The organism is Luteimonas lutimaris (genome assembly GCF_039537065.1).
GTDB lineage: Bacteria > Pseudomonadota > Gammaproteobacteria > Xanthomonadales > Xanthomonadaceae > Luteimonas > Luteimonas lutimaris.
The window spans coordinates 307,248-320,745 of sequence record NZ_BAAAZU010000001.1; the positions used below are offsets into that span (position 1 = coordinate 307,248).

15 protein-coding genes are annotated in these 13,498 nt (G+C 69.8%); 7 read left to right on the top strand and 8 right to left on the bottom strand.

Features of this window, described 5'->3' with window-relative positions:
* Positions 1-45: 45 nt before the first annotated feature.
* On the bottom strand, positions 46-741 hold the full coding sequence (locus tag ABD679_RS01415) for a hypothetical protein (protein WP_344758135.1): 696 nt from the start codon (positions 739-741) through the stop codon (positions 46-48).
* 87 nt (positions 742-828) lie between these two features.
* Complete coding sequence (locus tag ABD679_RS01420; protein ID WP_344758136.1) at positions 829-1,155, bottom strand: hypothetical protein; 327 nt, start codon at positions 1,153-1,155, stop codon at positions 829-831.
* Positions 1,156-1,377: 222 nt separating this feature from the next.
* Between ABD679_RS01420 and sctU the strand changes: the two genes are divergently transcribed.
* Complete coding sequence (sctU, locus tag ABD679_RS01425) at positions 1,378-2,499, top strand: type III secretion system export apparatus subunit SctU (protein ID WP_344758137.1); 1,122 nt, start codon at positions 1,378-1,380, stop codon at positions 2,497-2,499.
* A 6-nt stretch (positions 2,500-2,505) separates the two neighbouring features.
* Here sctU and sctT read toward each other — a convergent pair whose 3' ends face one another.
* The 6 genes from sctT to ABD679_RS01455 all read right to left on the bottom strand — a co-directional run bounded on the left by sctT (position 2,506) and on the right by ABD679_RS01455 (position 7,432).
* On the bottom strand, positions 2,506-3,297 hold the full coding sequence (gene sctT, locus ABD679_RS01430) for a type III secretion system export apparatus subunit SctT (RefSeq protein WP_344758138.1): 792 nt from the start codon (positions 3,295-3,297) through the stop codon (positions 2,506-2,508).
* A gap of 17 nt (positions 3,298-3,314) precedes the next feature.
* On the bottom strand, positions 3,315-3,581 hold the full coding sequence (gene sctS, locus ABD679_RS01435; RefSeq protein ID WP_344758139.1) for a type III secretion system export apparatus subunit SctS: 267 nt from the start codon (positions 3,579-3,581) through the stop codon (positions 3,315-3,317).
* Positions 3,582-3,591: 10 nt separating this feature from the next.
* Positions 3,592-4,494, bottom strand: coding sequence for an EscR/YscR/HrcR family type III secretion system export apparatus protein (locus ABD679_RS01440; RefSeq protein WP_344758140.1), 903 nt, complete (start codon positions 4,492-4,494; stop codon positions 3,592-3,594).
* Between the two features lie 135 nt (positions 4,495-4,629).
* Positions 4,630-5,757 (bottom strand): type III secretion system cytoplasmic ring protein SctQ, encoded by a 1,128-nt coding sequence (gene sctQ, locus ABD679_RS01445; protein ID WP_344758141.1) that lies wholly within the window; start codon positions 5,755-5,757, stop codon positions 4,630-4,632.
* Positions 5,750-6,352, bottom strand: coding sequence for a response regulator transcription factor (locus tag ABD679_RS01450; RefSeq protein WP_344758142.1), 603 nt, complete (start codon positions 6,350-6,352; stop codon positions 5,750-5,752). The genes sctQ and ABD679_RS01450 overlap by 8 nt, the downstream gene beginning before the upstream one ends.
* Before the next feature lie 3 nt (positions 6,353-6,355).
* Entirely contained in the window at positions 6,356-7,432 is a 1,077-nt protein-coding gene (locus ABD679_RS01455) for a sensor histidine kinase (protein WP_344758143.1), read from the bottom strand.
* A 108-nt stretch (positions 7,433-7,540) separates the two neighbouring features.
* On the opposite strand from ABD679_RS01455, the gene ABD679_RS01460 reads away from it, so the two are divergent.
* The 6 genes from ABD679_RS01460 (at position 7,541) to sctJ (ending at position 13,497) form a co-directional block, all read left to right on the top strand.
* A complete protein-coding gene (locus ABD679_RS01460) occupies positions 7,541-7,969 on the top strand; it encodes a flagellar biosynthetic protein FliO (RefSeq protein ID WP_344758144.1) in 429 nt (142 codons plus the stop codon).
* Between the two features lie 334 nt (positions 7,970-8,303).
* On the top strand, positions 8,304-10,355 hold the full coding sequence (gene sctV / locus ABD679_RS01465) for a type III secretion system export apparatus subunit SctV (RefSeq protein ID WP_344758145.1): 2,052 nt from the start codon (positions 8,304-8,306) through the stop codon (positions 10,353-10,355).
* Between the two features lie 46 nt (positions 10,356-10,401).
* Positions 10,402-11,748 carry an FHA domain-containing protein gene (locus ABD679_RS01470; protein WP_344758146.1) on the top strand — a complete coding sequence of 449 codons (1,347 nt, stop codon included), beginning with the start codon at positions 10,402-10,404 and terminating at the stop codon, positions 11,746-11,748.
* A gap of 108 nt (positions 11,749-11,856) precedes the next feature.
* The gene (locus tag ABD679_RS01475; RefSeq protein ID WP_344758147.1) at positions 11,857-12,183 is read left to right on the top strand and encodes a hypothetical protein; all 327 of its coding nucleotides are present in this window, start codon (positions 11,857-11,859) and stop codon (positions 12,181-12,183) included.
* Between the two features lie 104 nt (positions 12,184-12,287).
* Positions 12,288-12,695, top strand: a complete 408-nt coding sequence (locus ABD679_RS01480) for a hypothetical protein (RefSeq protein WP_344758148.1) — start codon at positions 12,288-12,290, stop codon at positions 12,693-12,695.
* A 13-nt stretch (positions 12,696-12,708) separates the two neighbouring features.
* Positions 12,709-13,497: a type III secretion system inner membrane ring lipoprotein SctJ gene (gene sctJ, locus ABD679_RS01485; RefSeq protein ID WP_344758149.1), complete on the top strand. Its 789-nt coding sequence runs from the start codon at positions 12,709-12,711 to the stop codon at positions 13,495-13,497.
* The last annotated feature ends 1 nt before the right edge of the window (position 13,498 follow it).

Genomic DNA, 13,498 nt, shown 5'->3' on the forward strand with positions numbered 1-13,498 from the left:
GCTGTCGCTCCCACAGGAGCGCTGCAGGGGGCGGCGGGTGGCACCTTACAGGTCGCGGACCACCCAGTTGGCCGGCGTGTCGCCGGCCTGTGCGTCGAGCGCGGCCTGGGCGACGTCCTCCGGCGACTGCCCCGCCTTCCACGCCGCGGCGATCGCCGCCAGCCGCTCGCGGGTGGCGCGCGTGTAGGCGCCTTCCAGCTCGTTCTGGGCGTCGGCGGCCAGCTTCTGCGGATAGAGGGCGCGGGCGTCGTCGCTGCGGTTGAGCAGGGCGATCATCCGCGACAGCGCGGTGCGGAAGGTCTCGGCGCCCAGCGCGGTGCGCTGGGTGCGCTGCAGGTGCCAGACGGTGAGGTATTCCACCGGCCCGAGCAGCCGCTGCGGTGCGGCGCCGAAGAAGTGGCCGGAAAAGGCGCTGGCGGCCAGCGGCGCGGACGGATCGGGCAGCCGCGCTGCGCCCCAGGAGCTGAGCGCGCCGCCGGGCATGTCCATGCGTCGCAGCGCGGTGCCGAAGGTTTCGGCCAGCAGCCGCTGCGCGCGTTCGTCGTCGCTTTCGGCCACCACGCCCAGCAGCCGCAGGAACAGCGGGTAGCGCTCCTCGCCAAGCCGCCGCGCCAGGCGCTTGAGCACGGTCAGGCGGTACTCGGGGTCGTCGTGCGCGGCCAGCGCAGACACCAGCCGGTCGGCGGCGGCGCGCAGCTCGGCTGGCGAAGGCAGCGGCGGGGCGGAGGTATCGGCGGTCATGGCGGCGCGCGGGGGATCGGTGCGCGTGAGTCTAGGCGTCGCGCCCGGTTCGGGCGAGCGGGCCAGGCGGGATTACTCCGCAGCAGTTCAGCCGATGGCGGACAGGATCGCGTCGGCGGCGCTGTCGGCGGCGCCCGAGAGCTCCATCGCGCCCAACTGCGCCTCGAAGCCCTGATCGCCCTCCAGCATGCGCTGGCCGGCCGGGATGTCGTCCCACGCGGCGGCGTTGAGCACGTCCTCGCCGGCGTCGGTGGCGGGGCGGGCCTGGGTGGCCGGGCCGGTGTCGCGGAGCTGCTCAAGGCCGGCGGCCTGTCCCTGGTCGCGGCCGTGCAGCTCGTCGAGCGACACCTGCCCGTCGAGGCGGGCAAGGCCGGCTCGGGTCAGGTGCGGATCGGAACTGCCGATGGTGCTCATGGGAATGCGCTGGAACCTGTGGCGGCCGCAGTGGCGGCGATGGCGGGACGATAGCGCCGGAGGGCCTGTTCAGCCATCTGGGGACAACCCTAGATGACACCCGGATGACGGTCCGTGTTCAGCTTGTGCGCAGCCGCGGGGCGGCCACCACCCCATGCTAGCCTGCCGCGGCAGCCGTTGCACCAGACCTTCGCTGCACCAGAACGTTCCACAGAGGCCGGCATGGCAAACAAGGACCAGGGCGCCGACAAGACCGAAAAGCCGACCCCGAAAAAGATCAAGGACGCGCGCAAGGAAGGCAATGTCTCCAAGAGCAAGGAGCTGACCAGCACGGTGCTGTTCCTCGGCTGGCTGGTCGGGGGCTGGCTGATGATGGGGTTCATGTTCCGGCGCATGCGGGAGCTGTTCGACACCAGCCTGGCCGCGGTCACGCATCCGTTCGAGCTCGGCGTGCGCGAGGTCGGGCGGCTGGCCTTCGACACCCTGCTGTGGCTGACCCTGCCGCTGCTGGCGCTGGCGCTGTTCCTGGGCGTGCTGGTCGAGTTCCTGCAGGTCGGGCCGATCGTGACGCTGAAGAAGGTCTCGCCCAAGCTCGACAAGCTCAACCCGGTCGAGGGCATCAAGAAGATGTTCTCGATGGACAACCTGGTCGAGCTGGTCAAGTCGGTGATCAAGAGCGCGGCGCTGATCTTCATCGGCGGCTACGTGCTGTGGGGGATGCTGCCGCAGCTGCTGATGCTGCCGTCCTCGCCGCCGGCGGCGATCGGTTCGGCGGTGTGGTACGCGCTGGTGAGGATCGGCATCTGGACGATCTTCGTGTTCTTCTTCGTCTCCGCGCTCGACGCCTGGTACCAGAAGTTCTCCTACACCAAGCAGCTGCGCATGAGCCGGCGCGACATCAAGCAGGAGGTCAAGGAGAACGAGGGCGACCCCTACATCAAGTCTCGGCGCCGGCAGTTGCACCAGGAGTGGTCGCAGCAGAACATGCTCAGTGCCGTCAGAGGATCGAATGTCGTCGTGACCAATCCCACCCACATCGCCGTGGCGCTGCAGTACGAACACGGAGTCGACGATCTGCCGGTCGTGGTCGCCAAGGGCGAGGACGGCATCGCCGCGCTGATCAGGCAGGCCGCCGAGGAAGCCGGCGTGCCGATCATGCAGAACGTGCAGCTGGCGCGCGGGCTCAACGAGAAGGTCGAGCTCGACAACTACATCAGCAGCGAGTTCTTCGACGCCGTGGCCGAGGTGCTGCACTGGGCCGAGAGCGTGCGCCGCGAGACCGGCGGCATGGATGGCGAAGAAGGCGGGGCGCTCCCGCTTCCCCCGCCGCCGGACGCCCCGTAGCCGCGGCTACGCCGACCCGAGCGCCCGCTGCAGGACCTCCAGGAACCCGCGGCTGTCGCCGAGGCGGCGCAGCACGAACTCCATCAGCGCGCCCAGCATCAGCAGGATCACCGCCGTCGCCAGCCAGGCCTTGATCGGCAAGGTCAGCGCGAACACGTTCAGCGACGGCGCGTAGCGGTTCACCAGGCCGAACGACAGGTCGATGAGCAGCATGATCACGATCGCCGGCGCGGCCAGCAGCAGCGCGGCGGTCATCAGATAGCTGAACTGGCCGACGAACAGGTACAGGCCGGCGACCTTGATGTCGGGGAAGAACGACATCACCGGCCACACCTGGTAGCTCTCCAGCAGCACCCCCAGGAACACCAGGAACGCGCCGCTGGCCATGAACAGCCATGCCGCCAGCTGCGACAGGAACTGCCCGTGCAGCGAGGTCTGGTGGCCCTGCACCGGGTCGAAGATCGACGCCATGCTCATGCCGATCTGGGTGTCGAGGATGTTGCCTGCCGCGCCGATCGCCCAGAACACGATGCCGAAGCAGAAGCCGATGGCGATGCCGATGAACAGCTCCTTGAGCACGATCGGCGCCATGTCGGACATCACCATGCCGGTATCGGGCAGCCCGGCCAGCGCGACCGGCAGCGCCACGATCGCCAGGCTCACCAGGAAGCTGTTGCGCACCATCGCCGGCATGTTCTGCTGGGTCAGCAGCGGCAGCATGATGAAGGCGCCGGCGATGCGCGGCAGGGTCAGGCCCAGCGCCATCATCGGGTTGCCAAGGAGTTGTTCGTACTGCATCGGGCGTGCGTGGCCGGCTAGTGCCGGACCAGGCCGGGGAAGTCGACGAAGATGCGGTCGGCGAAGGTGTACAGCGTGCCGCCGATCAGCGCCGAGGTGACGAACAGCGCCACCACGATGGTGAAGAACTTCAGCGCGTAGGCGAAGGTCTGCTCCTGCAGCTGGGTGGCCGCCTGCAGGAACGCCACCAGCAGGCCGACCAGCGCCGCCGCGCCCACCGGCGGGCCGGACAGGATCAGGGTCAGCCACAGCGCCTGCTTGGTCAGTTCGATGACTTCGCCCATCGTGTCCTCCTCAGGCGCCGTAGGTCAGCACCAGGCCGTGCACCAGCTTGGCCCAGCCGTCGATCAGCACGAACAGCAGCAGCTTGAACGGCAGCGAGATCGTGGTCGGCGACAGCATCATCATGCCCAGCGCCAGCAGGATGTTGGCCACCACCATGTCGATCACCAGGAACGGCAGGAAGATCAGGAAGCCGATCTGGAACGCCGCGGTGAGCTCGCTGACGGTGAATGCCGGCACCACCACCAGGAAGTGGTCGGCGTCGATGTCGTCCTTCTGCGCATCCGGCAGCAGCCGCCGCGCGCTGCCCAGGAAGAACGCGCGTTCGGCATCGTGCGAGTGCTGCATCAGGAACCTGCGCAGCGGCTCCTTGCCGGCGTTGGCCAGCGCCAGCAGCCGCGCCACGCCCTTGTCGGGCAGCGGTTCCAGGGCCTGGGCCTGTTCCGTGGCCGCGTTCTGCGCCGCGGTCGGCGGCGACACGACCTGGTCGCGGCCGTCGCTGACGTTGGTGAACGACGGGCCGCGCGCCGTGGCGGCGGCTTCGGCTGCGGCGGCCTCCGCGTCGGCGGCAGCCGGCGAGGTGGCCGGTGGCGGTGGTGCCGTCGTCATCGCCGGCCGCGGCGGCGGCTTGGTGAGCTGCGACGCCACCGGCGGCGGCTGGCCGTTCTGGCGCGCCTCGATCGCCGCCATGGTGTCGAGGATCACCGGGTACATCACGTAGATCGACAGCACGATCGCCAGGCCGTTGATGACCACGTTCGGCGGCACCTGCTGCAGCCCCAGCGCGTTGCGCAGCAGGCTCAGCACCACCACGATCTTGGTGAACGAGGTCACCATCACCGCCACGAACGGCGCCAGCGCGAGGCTGACGACGGTGATGAGGATCAGGGCCGGGTCGAGGTTGTTGAAATCCATGGGAGGCCTTGGGCTGGGAGCTGGAGGACTAGGGGCGGGGAATCGGACGGGGCGTTGGGGTTTCAGGGCGGGGGCGCGGGATCGGGCCTTTGCCCTTCACCCCCGGTCCCCGGCCCTTCGGTCCCGGCGCCGCTGTCAATCCCACGCCAGCAGACGCACACCGAGCGTGTCGCCCACTGCCACGACCTCGCCGCGGCCGGCGCTGCGGCCGTTGGCGCGGATGGTGACGTTGCTGCCCTGCAGCTGGGTCGGCAGCGCGAACACGTAACCGGGCTGCAGCGAGGCCATGTCGCCGACGCTGACCTCCATGCGGCCGATCTCGAAGCTCAGCTGCACCGGCAGCGGGCGCGCTGCGGCGTCCTGGTCGCCGGTCGCGGCTTCCGCGCCGTCGGCGCCCTCGGGCTCGGCCGCGTCGTTGGGGGTTTCGTCGTTGGTCATGGATGGCTCCGTGGGAGAAGGTTGCGGTTGTGCGGCGGCGGCGATGCGCCAGCCGTCCGGGGCGGCGGCCAGCGGCCAGGTCAGGCGCGCCGCGTCCGCGTGCAGCGCCGGCAGGCCGGCGTTGCCCAGCAGCACGACGTCGCCGGGGCGCAGCGATTGCCATTCGGCGGCCGACAGCGCGGGACCATCGAAGCCGACCTGCAGCGGCACCGGCAGGCCGCGCAGCGCGCCCAGCGGCGGCAGCGGATCGTCCTCGTAGACCGGTTCGGCACGGCCCTGCAGGCGCGGCAGCCAGTCCAGCGGCAGCCGCACCGCGCCGCGCAGGGCTTCGTGCGCGGCCTCGGGTTCGCTGTCGGTGGCGAACGACAGCCACAGCGCATTGTCGCCTTCGCCGTCATCGTCGGCCGGTTCGCGCGGGACCAGCGCGGTGCCGAGCACCTCGCTCAGGCGCATCAACGCGCGCTCGTGCGCCAGGCTCCAGGCCAGCAGGCGCGCGCGGCCGCGGTAGTCGCTCCAGTGCAGGCCGGACGGGCCCGGCGGGATCGCCGCGTCGGCCTCCAGCCGCAGCTGCAGCGGGCGGCCCTCGGCGTCGACCCAGAACGTCTCCTCCGGCTTCGGCGCGGTGCCGGGCGTGAACCACAGCACGGTGCTGTCGCCCAGCGCCCAGTGCCGCGGCACGGCAAAGAACCCGCGCAGCGCCTCGGCCTGCGCCGGCGCGACCTCGGGCACGTGCCCGCGCAGCGCGCGGACGGCGGGTGCGGGCGGCTTGCGGGCCGACGGCTTGGCCGCGGTCCGGGGCTTGCGTGCGGCAGTGGTGTCAGGCATGTCCCAGGGCGACCTTCATCAGTTCGGGCAGCGAGCGCACCCCGAGTTTGCTCATCATGTTGGCACGGTGCAGTTCGACGGTCTTGATGCTGATGCCGAGGATGTCGGCGATGATCTTGTTGGGCTTGCTGGCGATGACCAGGTCCAGCACCTGGCGCTCGCGTGGGCTGAGCTTGGCCAGGCATTCGCCCACCGCGCCCACTGCGCCCTTGTTGCGCGCGTTGGCGAGCGCGGCGCGGATCGCGTCGACCAGCGCGTCCTCGCCGAAGGGTTTTTCGAGGAAGTTCGACGCGCCCTTGCGCATCGCCTCCACCGCCAGCGGCACGTCGCCGTGCGCGGTGACGAACACCAGCGGCAGCACGATGCCGCGGCGGCCCAGCTCCTCCTGCAGCTGCAGCCCGCTCATTTCGGGCATGCGCACGTCGGAGACCAGGCATTCGGGATCGGCGCCGTGGCGGTCGGCGCCGTAGGCCTCGATGAATTCAGGGCCGGAGGCGAACGGCAGCACCTCGAAGCCGGCCGTTTCCAGCAGCCACGCGGTGGAATCGCGGAAACCGGCGTTGTCGTCGACCAGGTACACGCGCGCCTCGGCCATGCCTCACCTCCCCTGTTCGTAGCGCGGCAGGGTAAAGCCGAACACGCTGCCGCCGCCCTCGCGCGGCTCGAAGAACAGCCGCCCCTTGTGGTATTCGATGATCGAGCGGCAGATGGCAAGGCCGATGCCCAGGCCGTCGTTCTTGGTGGTGAAGAACGGCGAGAACAGCTGGTCCTGCTCGGCCGAGCTCAGGCCGGTGCCGCGGTCGCAGACGCGGATCTCGACCTCGTCGTCCAGGTTCACCCGGCCCTCCACCCGCAGCTCGCGCTTGGCCACCGGGGTGCCGCGCATCGCCTCGATCGCGTTCTTGACCAGGTTCAGCAGCACCTGCTCGACCATCACCCGGTCGGCGTAGACCTCCGGCAGCGCGTCGCTGAGCGCCACGTCGATGCGCAGCTGCTGGCGTTCGGCCTCCAGCCGCAGCAGTTCGAGCACGGTCGCGGCCATCGCGTGCATGTCCTGCGCGTCGCGCCGCGGTTCGCGCGCGCGGACGAACTCGCGCACCCGCGAGATCACCGCCGCGGCGTGCTCGGCCTGGGTGCGCGCGGCCTGCAGCGCGCGCTCGACCTGGGCCGGGCCGCCGGCCTGGTCGACCAGGCGCAGCGAGCCGTTGAGGTAGTTGACGATCGCCGCCAGCGGCTGGTTGATCTCGTGCGCGAGCGTGGCCGCCATCTCGCCGACCGACATCATCCGCGAGGTGAACAGCAGCTTCTCCTGCTGCGACTTGTGCGAGTCCAGCGCCTCGATGCGCTCGCTGATGTCGATCGCGGTCAGCAGCGCCAGCGGGCGGCCGTCGTGTTCGGCCTGGCCCCAGTGCAGCGCGTACCAGCGGCCGCTGTGCGGCGCGCGCACCTCCGCCGGCTCGGCCTCGTCGTCGAGCGCGCCGTCGCGCAGCAGCGCGAGCAGGGTGTCGCGGCGGCGGTGTTCGGGCAGGGCGGCGAATTCGTCGTTGAAGCGCCGGTTGGCCGACACCAGCACGCCGTCGTCGGCGTAGGCCGCACAGGCGAAGGGCACCGCTTCGAGCAGCGGGATCGCGCCTTGTGCGGCGCCGGCCTTCTTCCTGGCGGCCGCCGGGCTCATCCGCTCGCCACCGCCGCGCGCGGCGTGCCCCGGCTGTCACCGCGCGCGCTCCGGCTGCTACGGTATTTGCCGACCGCGCGGCACCCGCCGCGGGCCTCCCGGAGCCCCATGGACATCCTTCGACCGATCCTTCCTTCCGCCCTCGCGGCCCTCGCCGGCAACGCCACGGGCTGGCTGCCGCTGGCGGCGCTCGCGGCCCCGGACCCGGCCGGCGTGCAGGCGGCCGAGCCGCTGTCTGTGGCCGGTGAGGTGATGGGGATTCTGCTGCCGTTGGCGTTGGTCATCGTCGTCCTGGTGGCCGTGCTGTACCTGGTCCGGCGGCGCTTCGGCCTGACGGGCCAGGATGCGCCGCTTTCGATCCTGCAGATCCTGCCGGTGGGATCCCGTGAACGGATCGTGGTGGTCAAAGCCCGGTCCGGCCGCGTATTTGTGGTCGGTGTAGGGGCCCAAACCGTGAACTTGATCACAAATTTGGAACAATCTGACGTCGCGCCGGCGGCTACGCCCGATCCGGACCCGCAGATCCCGTCCAGTTGATATAGCGGCTCGGCGTTAATTTATCGTGAGCCAAAAATTACCTTTGCATTACAGGCACTTGCATTCATCTGCCTGAACCCCGGGGAACCGGCGGACGGTCTTTTGAACATTGCCGTTACGCCTTGTGGATTTCTGCAAGGTATCGTAATTTGCCACAAAGTGACGCATGAGGTCAGGGGCAAATGCGGCAGGTCCGTTTCGTCTTCCTTGTACACCCGGGGTCCGTCGGCGAAAGCCCGTACGGGAGCGTGCGGTGTCCGGTCGATGACGCGCAGCGGACAAACGCGGACGCGCAAGCCAGCGCGGGACATGTGCATGCAGACGGAGGCGCGGCATGCGCGCGCTGATCGGCAACATCTTCGCCGCGCCGGCCGGTAACGCGCCGCGTACGCGCGCCGGCTACAGCGATGTCGTGCTGGCGTTCGCCGCGGTCACGATCATCAGCGTGATGATCCTGCCGCTGCCGATCATGGCGATCGACACCCTGGTGGCGGTCAACATCTCGATCGGCTTCGGCCTGCTGCTGCTGGCGATCTACATTCCCACGCCGGTGGCGTTCTCCAGTTTTCCCAGCGTGCTGCTGCTGACCACGCTGTTCCGCCTGGCGCTGTCGATCGCGATCACCCGCTCGATCCTGCTCAACGCCGAGGGCGGCCACATCGTCCAGACCTTCGGCGCGATGGTGGCCGGCGGCAACCTGGTGGTCGGCCTGGTGGTGTTCCTGATCATCACCGTGGTGCAGTTCATCGTCGTGGCCAAGGGCGCCGAGCGCGTGGCCGAGGTCGCTGCGCGCTTCACCCTCGACGCCATGCCGGGCAAGCAGCTGTCGATCGACTCCGACCTGCGCTCGGGCCTGATCGACAAGGACGAGGCGCGGCGCAAGCGCCGGCTGCTCGAGACCGAGAGCCAGCTGCACGGCGCGCTCGACGGCGCGATGAAGTTCGTCAAGGGCGACGCCATCGCCGGCATCGTGATCATCATCATCAACCTGCTCGGCGGCCTGGCGGTCGGCGTGCTGCAGCACGACATGGCGCTGGGCGAGGCGACGCACACCTATTCCATCCTCACCATCGGCGACGGCCTGGTGTCGCAGATCCCGGCGATCCTGGCGACCATCGCCGCCGGCCTGGTGGTCACCCGCACCGCGGGCGAGGAAGACGACCGCCACCTGGGCGAGGCGATCGGCCGCCAGGTGTCGGGCCAGCCGCGCGTGGTCCTGATCACCGGCCTGCTGGCGCTGCTGATGACGCTGGTGCCGGGCTTCCCGAAGCTGGTGTTCCTGGTGCTCGGCGTGGCCCTGCTCACGCTCGCCGCGTGGCGCTACCGGCACCAGTTCGAAATGCTGCGGCGCGCGTTCCGCGTGCCGGAGGAAGAGATGGTCGCCTCGCGCAAGGCGGTCGACGCCGACGACCTTTCGCCACCGGCGCCGCTGCAGCTGGAGGTGGCGCCGTCGCTGGCCGCGCTGCTCGGCGGCGAGAGCGAGCTGCGCGGGCGCGTGACCGGGCTGGCGCAGGGCATGCGCGAGGAATACGGCGTGCCGATCCCGGTACCGCAGGTGCAGGTTTCCGGCGCGCTGGGAGACGGCGAATACCGCCTCACCGCGCATGGCGCGCGGATCGCTTCCGGGCGGATGCGCGGTGACGCCCACTTTCGCCCCGCGCATGCCGGCACCGAGGCCGCCAAACTGCCCGGGTTCTTCCCGGCGCTGCACGGCGAATGGGCCGACGCCGCCAACGACGCCACGCCCAGTCCGATCGACGTCGTCGCCGGCCACCTGCACGGCTCGATCCGGCGCCGCATGGGCGGCTTCATCGGCATCCAGGAAACCTCGAACCTGTTCGGCAAGATGCAGCGCGACTACCCGGACCTGGTCAAGGAAATGCTGCGCGTGGTCGCGCCGCAGCGCGTGGCCGACGTGCTGCGCCGGCTGGCCGAGGAAGGCGTGCCGGTGCGCAACCTGCGTGACGCGTTCGAGGCGATCACCGAGGTCGGCGGGCGCGAAAAGGATGTCGTGCTGCTGACCGAATACGTGCGCGTGGCGCTCAAGCGCGAGATCGCCGACCGCTACGCCGACGCCGAGCGCAGCCTGCACGTTCTGCTGATCCACCCCGAACTCGAGGACAAGCTGCGCCAGTCGGTGCGCGTGGCCGGCGGCGCCAGCCAGCTGGCGATCTCGCCGGAACTGGCCGCGCGGCTGGGCAACGAGGTGCGCGCGCAGCTGGCCCGCCAGCCCGAGGGCGTGCGGCCGGCGCTGCTGTGCTCGCTCGACGTGCGCCGCCACCTGCGCAAGCTGATGGAAGTCGATTTCTTCGACCTGCCGGTGCTGTCCTACCAGGAACTCGCCCCGGACCTGCGCATCGTGCAGGCCGGCCAGATCAATGCGTGATACTGCTGAAACAACGACAGCGCAGAATTCCGTGAGGAGCCAAGCCATGTCATCCAACGAGCCCGAAACCGACGTTGCCACCGACGCGCCTGCCGCGCCGGCCAATGTCCTGCGCATCCTGTCGGGCCTGCACGCGGGCGCCAGCCGCACGCTGGCCGAGCAGGAGATGATCCTGGTCGGCAGCGGCGACGACTGCGACATCGTCCTGGCCGACAACGGCGTCGCCCGCCACCACGCGCTGGTCAACCTCACCGCCGGCCTGTCGTCGCTGCGCGCGCTCGACGCGCCGCTGCGCGTGGACGGCCAGCCGTTGCATCCGGGCGATCCACTGGAGCTGCGCGGCCTGCAGCGCATCCAGCTCGGCGACGCCGCGATCGCCTTCGGCATGGAAGACGACCCGCGCTGGGCGACGCTGCTGCCCGAGGGCGCGCCGCTGCCCCGCGGCAAGCGCGAACCCGGCGCCGGCATGCGCAAGCTGCCGCTGGTCGCCGCGCTCGCGGTGCTGTCGCTGGCCTCGCTGGCGATCTTTGCCGCGGTGATGCCGCAGCACGAGAAGCCGGTCGACCCGCGCACGCAGCTCGAGGGGCTGATCAGCGAGTTCAAGATCAACGGCGGCGCGCTGCACGAGCAGCCCGACGGTACGCTCGTGCTCAGCGGCACGGTCGCCAACAGCAAGACGCGCGACAGCATCGAGCAGCGCATGCGCCAGATCCGGCAGCAGGGCGTCGCGGCGACGCTCGACCTGCGCTCGGGAGACAAGATCGCCGCCGACGTGCGGGAGGTGCTGCGCGCACAGCACCTCAACGCCGCCACCCGCTACCTGGGCAACGGCGTGGTCGAGGTCAGCGGCCAGTTCGAGGACATCGATGCGCTGGGCAGGGTCAGCCAGTCGCGTGCGATGCGCGACGTCCCGGGCGTCAAGCACGTGTACGTCAAAAACTATGTGCCCGGCCAGGGCGACGGACACGTGGCGCGGGCCGGCAGCAAGGCCAACGCGCCAGTCGAGCCGACGCGGATCGTGAAGGTGGTGCGCGAAGGCGACCGGCACGTGGTCGCGCTGGATGGCACCGAGTACCGGGTCGGCGACCAGGTGCCCGGGCTGGGCCAGCTCGTCATGATCGGCGCGAACGTGCAGGTCCTCGACGCCAAGGGCGAACCGCACAAGGTCAAGGCGCAGCCGGTGACGGCCGAGGAACTCGCCGCCGCGGCCGAGCAGGCGGCGACGGCGAGCGCGCCGCAGGAAGATGGCATCAAGCCGGCCGCCGGCGATGGTGCCGCGGACAAGGCCGGCACCGCAACGGCCGCCAAGGCCACGAAGACCACCGCCGACCGCCGCGTCGCAAGCGCGGACAAGGCCGGCACGGACAGCAGCAAAAGCAAGGACAAGCAGTAGCGACAGCAACAACGACAGGTAACGGTTGTTTCACGCGGCGTCGCCACGGCGTCGTGTTTCCATCTTCAACAACGCGATCGGGTGATCGCAGCCAAGGAGAAGCAAGCCATGAACGACAATTCCATGGGACCCGTACTCGGCTTCGTAGGCCGCGCCAGCGTCGGCTCCGCATCGTCCAACCGCGTCGGCGGCGCATCGTCCGGCCAGGGCAGCAGCTGGTACGAGGCCATGTCCCGGGCCTGGGGCCAGACGCTCGACACGCAGGCATCGCGCATCACCACGCTGTCCGACCAGATCAGCGCCGGTGGCGACCAGCCGTCCAACATGGTGGCGCTGACGGCCCAGAGCCTGAAGATGCAGTTCATGTCCAACAACGCCGCGACCTCGCAGAACAGCGTCGGCCAGGCGCTCGAGACGCTGGGCAAGCGCCAGTAACCACGCGCATCGCGCATGTCTGCGCGCGTGGCGGCAAGGTGCCGTCGCGCGGGCCAGGCAAGCGCGGCCCGGCAGGTGCAGGGTCACGCCAAGGAGAAACACAGATGATCGAAGCCATCCAGATCGCGGTCGACGCCACGCAGGGCAACCCGGCCGCGTCGCCGGCGGCGCAGCCGCAGACGACCATGTACGAAGTCGGCAAGTTCGCCGAGGCCTACCGCGGCGGCGGCGACGTCGGCAACGTCGGTGGTACCGAGGCGGTCGCGAAGCCGGCCGAGCCGTCGCAGGGCATGCGTGCGTTCATGTCGACGATGGACAACCTCAACAACGGTGCCGAGAAGATCAAGACGCTGTCGGAGGCAATCACCACCAGCAACAAGGATCCCTCGCCCAGCGAAATGATGGCGCTGACGATGGAAGCCCACAAGCTGCTGTTCAAGGCCGAACTGACGTCCAACGTCGCCAACCGCACGTCCGATGGCGTGCAGCAGCTGTTCCGGCAGCAGTCGTAGGACAGGGGGCGGCATGAACGCGTCGAACGCACACAAGCGCCTGGCGATCCTGGCCCTGCTGCTGGCCTGCCTGGCGCTGGCCGGCTGCAGCGGGTCGGCGTTGTACAGCAACCTCGAGGAACAGCAGGCCAACCAGGTGATGGCCGCCCTGCTCGGTGCCGGCATCAAGGCCGACAAGAACCTGTCCGCGGACAAGAAGGGCTGGGAGGTGCGGATCGCGGAGAGCGACTTCCCGCGCGCGATGGACGTGCTGCATGCCAGGGGCCTCCCGCGGCGGCAGTCGTTCACCATGGGCGAGATCTTCAAGAAGGAAGGCTTCGCCACCTCTGCCACGCAGGAGAAGGCGCTGTACGTGTTCGGCCTCGAGGAGTCGATGCGGCAGAAGCTGCTCAAGATCGACGGCGTGGTCGACGCGGCGGTCTCCATCGCGTTGCCGGACCGCAATCCGCTGGGCGACAACAAGGCCAAGTCCTCGGCATCGGTGTTCATCTACCAGGACCCCGGCACCGACCTGCGCGACCGCGAAACCGACCTGAAGGTCGGGGTCAAGGACAGCATCGAGGGACTGGATGACCTCGACCAGGTCACGATCAAGTTCTTCACCGTCGGCGCCACGGCGCCCCGGCAGGCCGCGACGGATGCGCCGGGCGGGATGCCGGCCGTGCTGTCGTCGATCAGCCCGCTGACGGTCGCGATCACGCTCGGCGTGGCGGTGCTGCTGGCGCTGGCGATCGCCTTTGGCAGCCGTGCGCGGGCACGGCTGGCGCAGGCGAAACAGCCGCAGCGCGTCTGGAACGGATAGC

Coding starts and splice junctions, on each gene's coding strand:
- ABD679_RS01415 (WP_344758135.1), bottom strand. CDS start 741: ATGACCGCCGATACCTCCGCCCCGCCGCTGCCTTCGCCAGCCGAGCTG.
- ABD679_RS01420 (WP_344758136.1), bottom strand. CDS start 1,155: ATGAGCACCATCGGCAGTTCCGATCCGCACCTGACCCGAGCCGGCCTT.
- sctU (WP_344758137.1), top strand. CDS start 1,378: ATGGCAAACAAGGACCAGGGCGCCGACAAGACCGAAAAGCCGACCCCG.
- sctT (WP_344758138.1), bottom strand. CDS start 3,297: ATGCAGTACGAACAACTCCTTGGCAACCCGATGATGGCGCTGGGCCTG.
- sctS (WP_344758139.1), bottom strand. CDS start 3,581: ATGGGCGAAGTCATCGAACTGACCAAGCAGGCGCTGTGGCTGACCCTG.
- ABD679_RS01440 (WP_344758140.1), bottom strand. CDS start 4,494: ATGGATTTCAACAACCTCGACCCGGCCCTGATCCTCATCACCGTCGTC.
- sctQ (WP_344758141.1), bottom strand. CDS start 5,757: ATGCCTGACACCACTGCCGCACGCAAGCCCCGGACCGCGGCCAAGCCG.
- ABD679_RS01450 (WP_344758142.1), bottom strand. CDS start 6,352: ATGGCCGAGGCGCGCGTGTACCTGGTCGACGACAACGCCGGTTTCCGC.
- ABD679_RS01455 (WP_344758143.1), bottom strand. CDS start 7,432: ATGAGCCCGGCGGCCGCCAGGAAGAAGGCCGGCGCCGCACAAGGCGCG.
- ABD679_RS01460 (WP_344758144.1), top strand. CDS start 7,541: ATGGACATCCTTCGACCGATCCTTCCTTCCGCCCTCGCGGCCCTCGCC.
- sctV (WP_344758145.1), top strand. CDS start 8,304: ATGCGCGCGCTGATCGGCAACATCTTCGCCGCGCCGGCCGGTAACGCG.
- ABD679_RS01470 (WP_344758146.1), top strand. CDS start 10,402: ATGTCATCCAACGAGCCCGAAACCGACGTTGCCACCGACGCGCCTGCC.
- ABD679_RS01475 (WP_344758147.1), top strand. CDS start 11,857: ATGAACGACAATTCCATGGGACCCGTACTCGGCTTCGTAGGCCGCGCC.
- ABD679_RS01480 (WP_344758148.1), top strand. CDS start 12,288: ATGATCGAAGCCATCCAGATCGCGGTCGACGCCACGCAGGGCAACCCG.
- sctJ (WP_344758149.1), top strand. CDS start 12,709: ATGAACGCGTCGAACGCACACAAGCGCCTGGCGATCCTGGCCCTGCTG.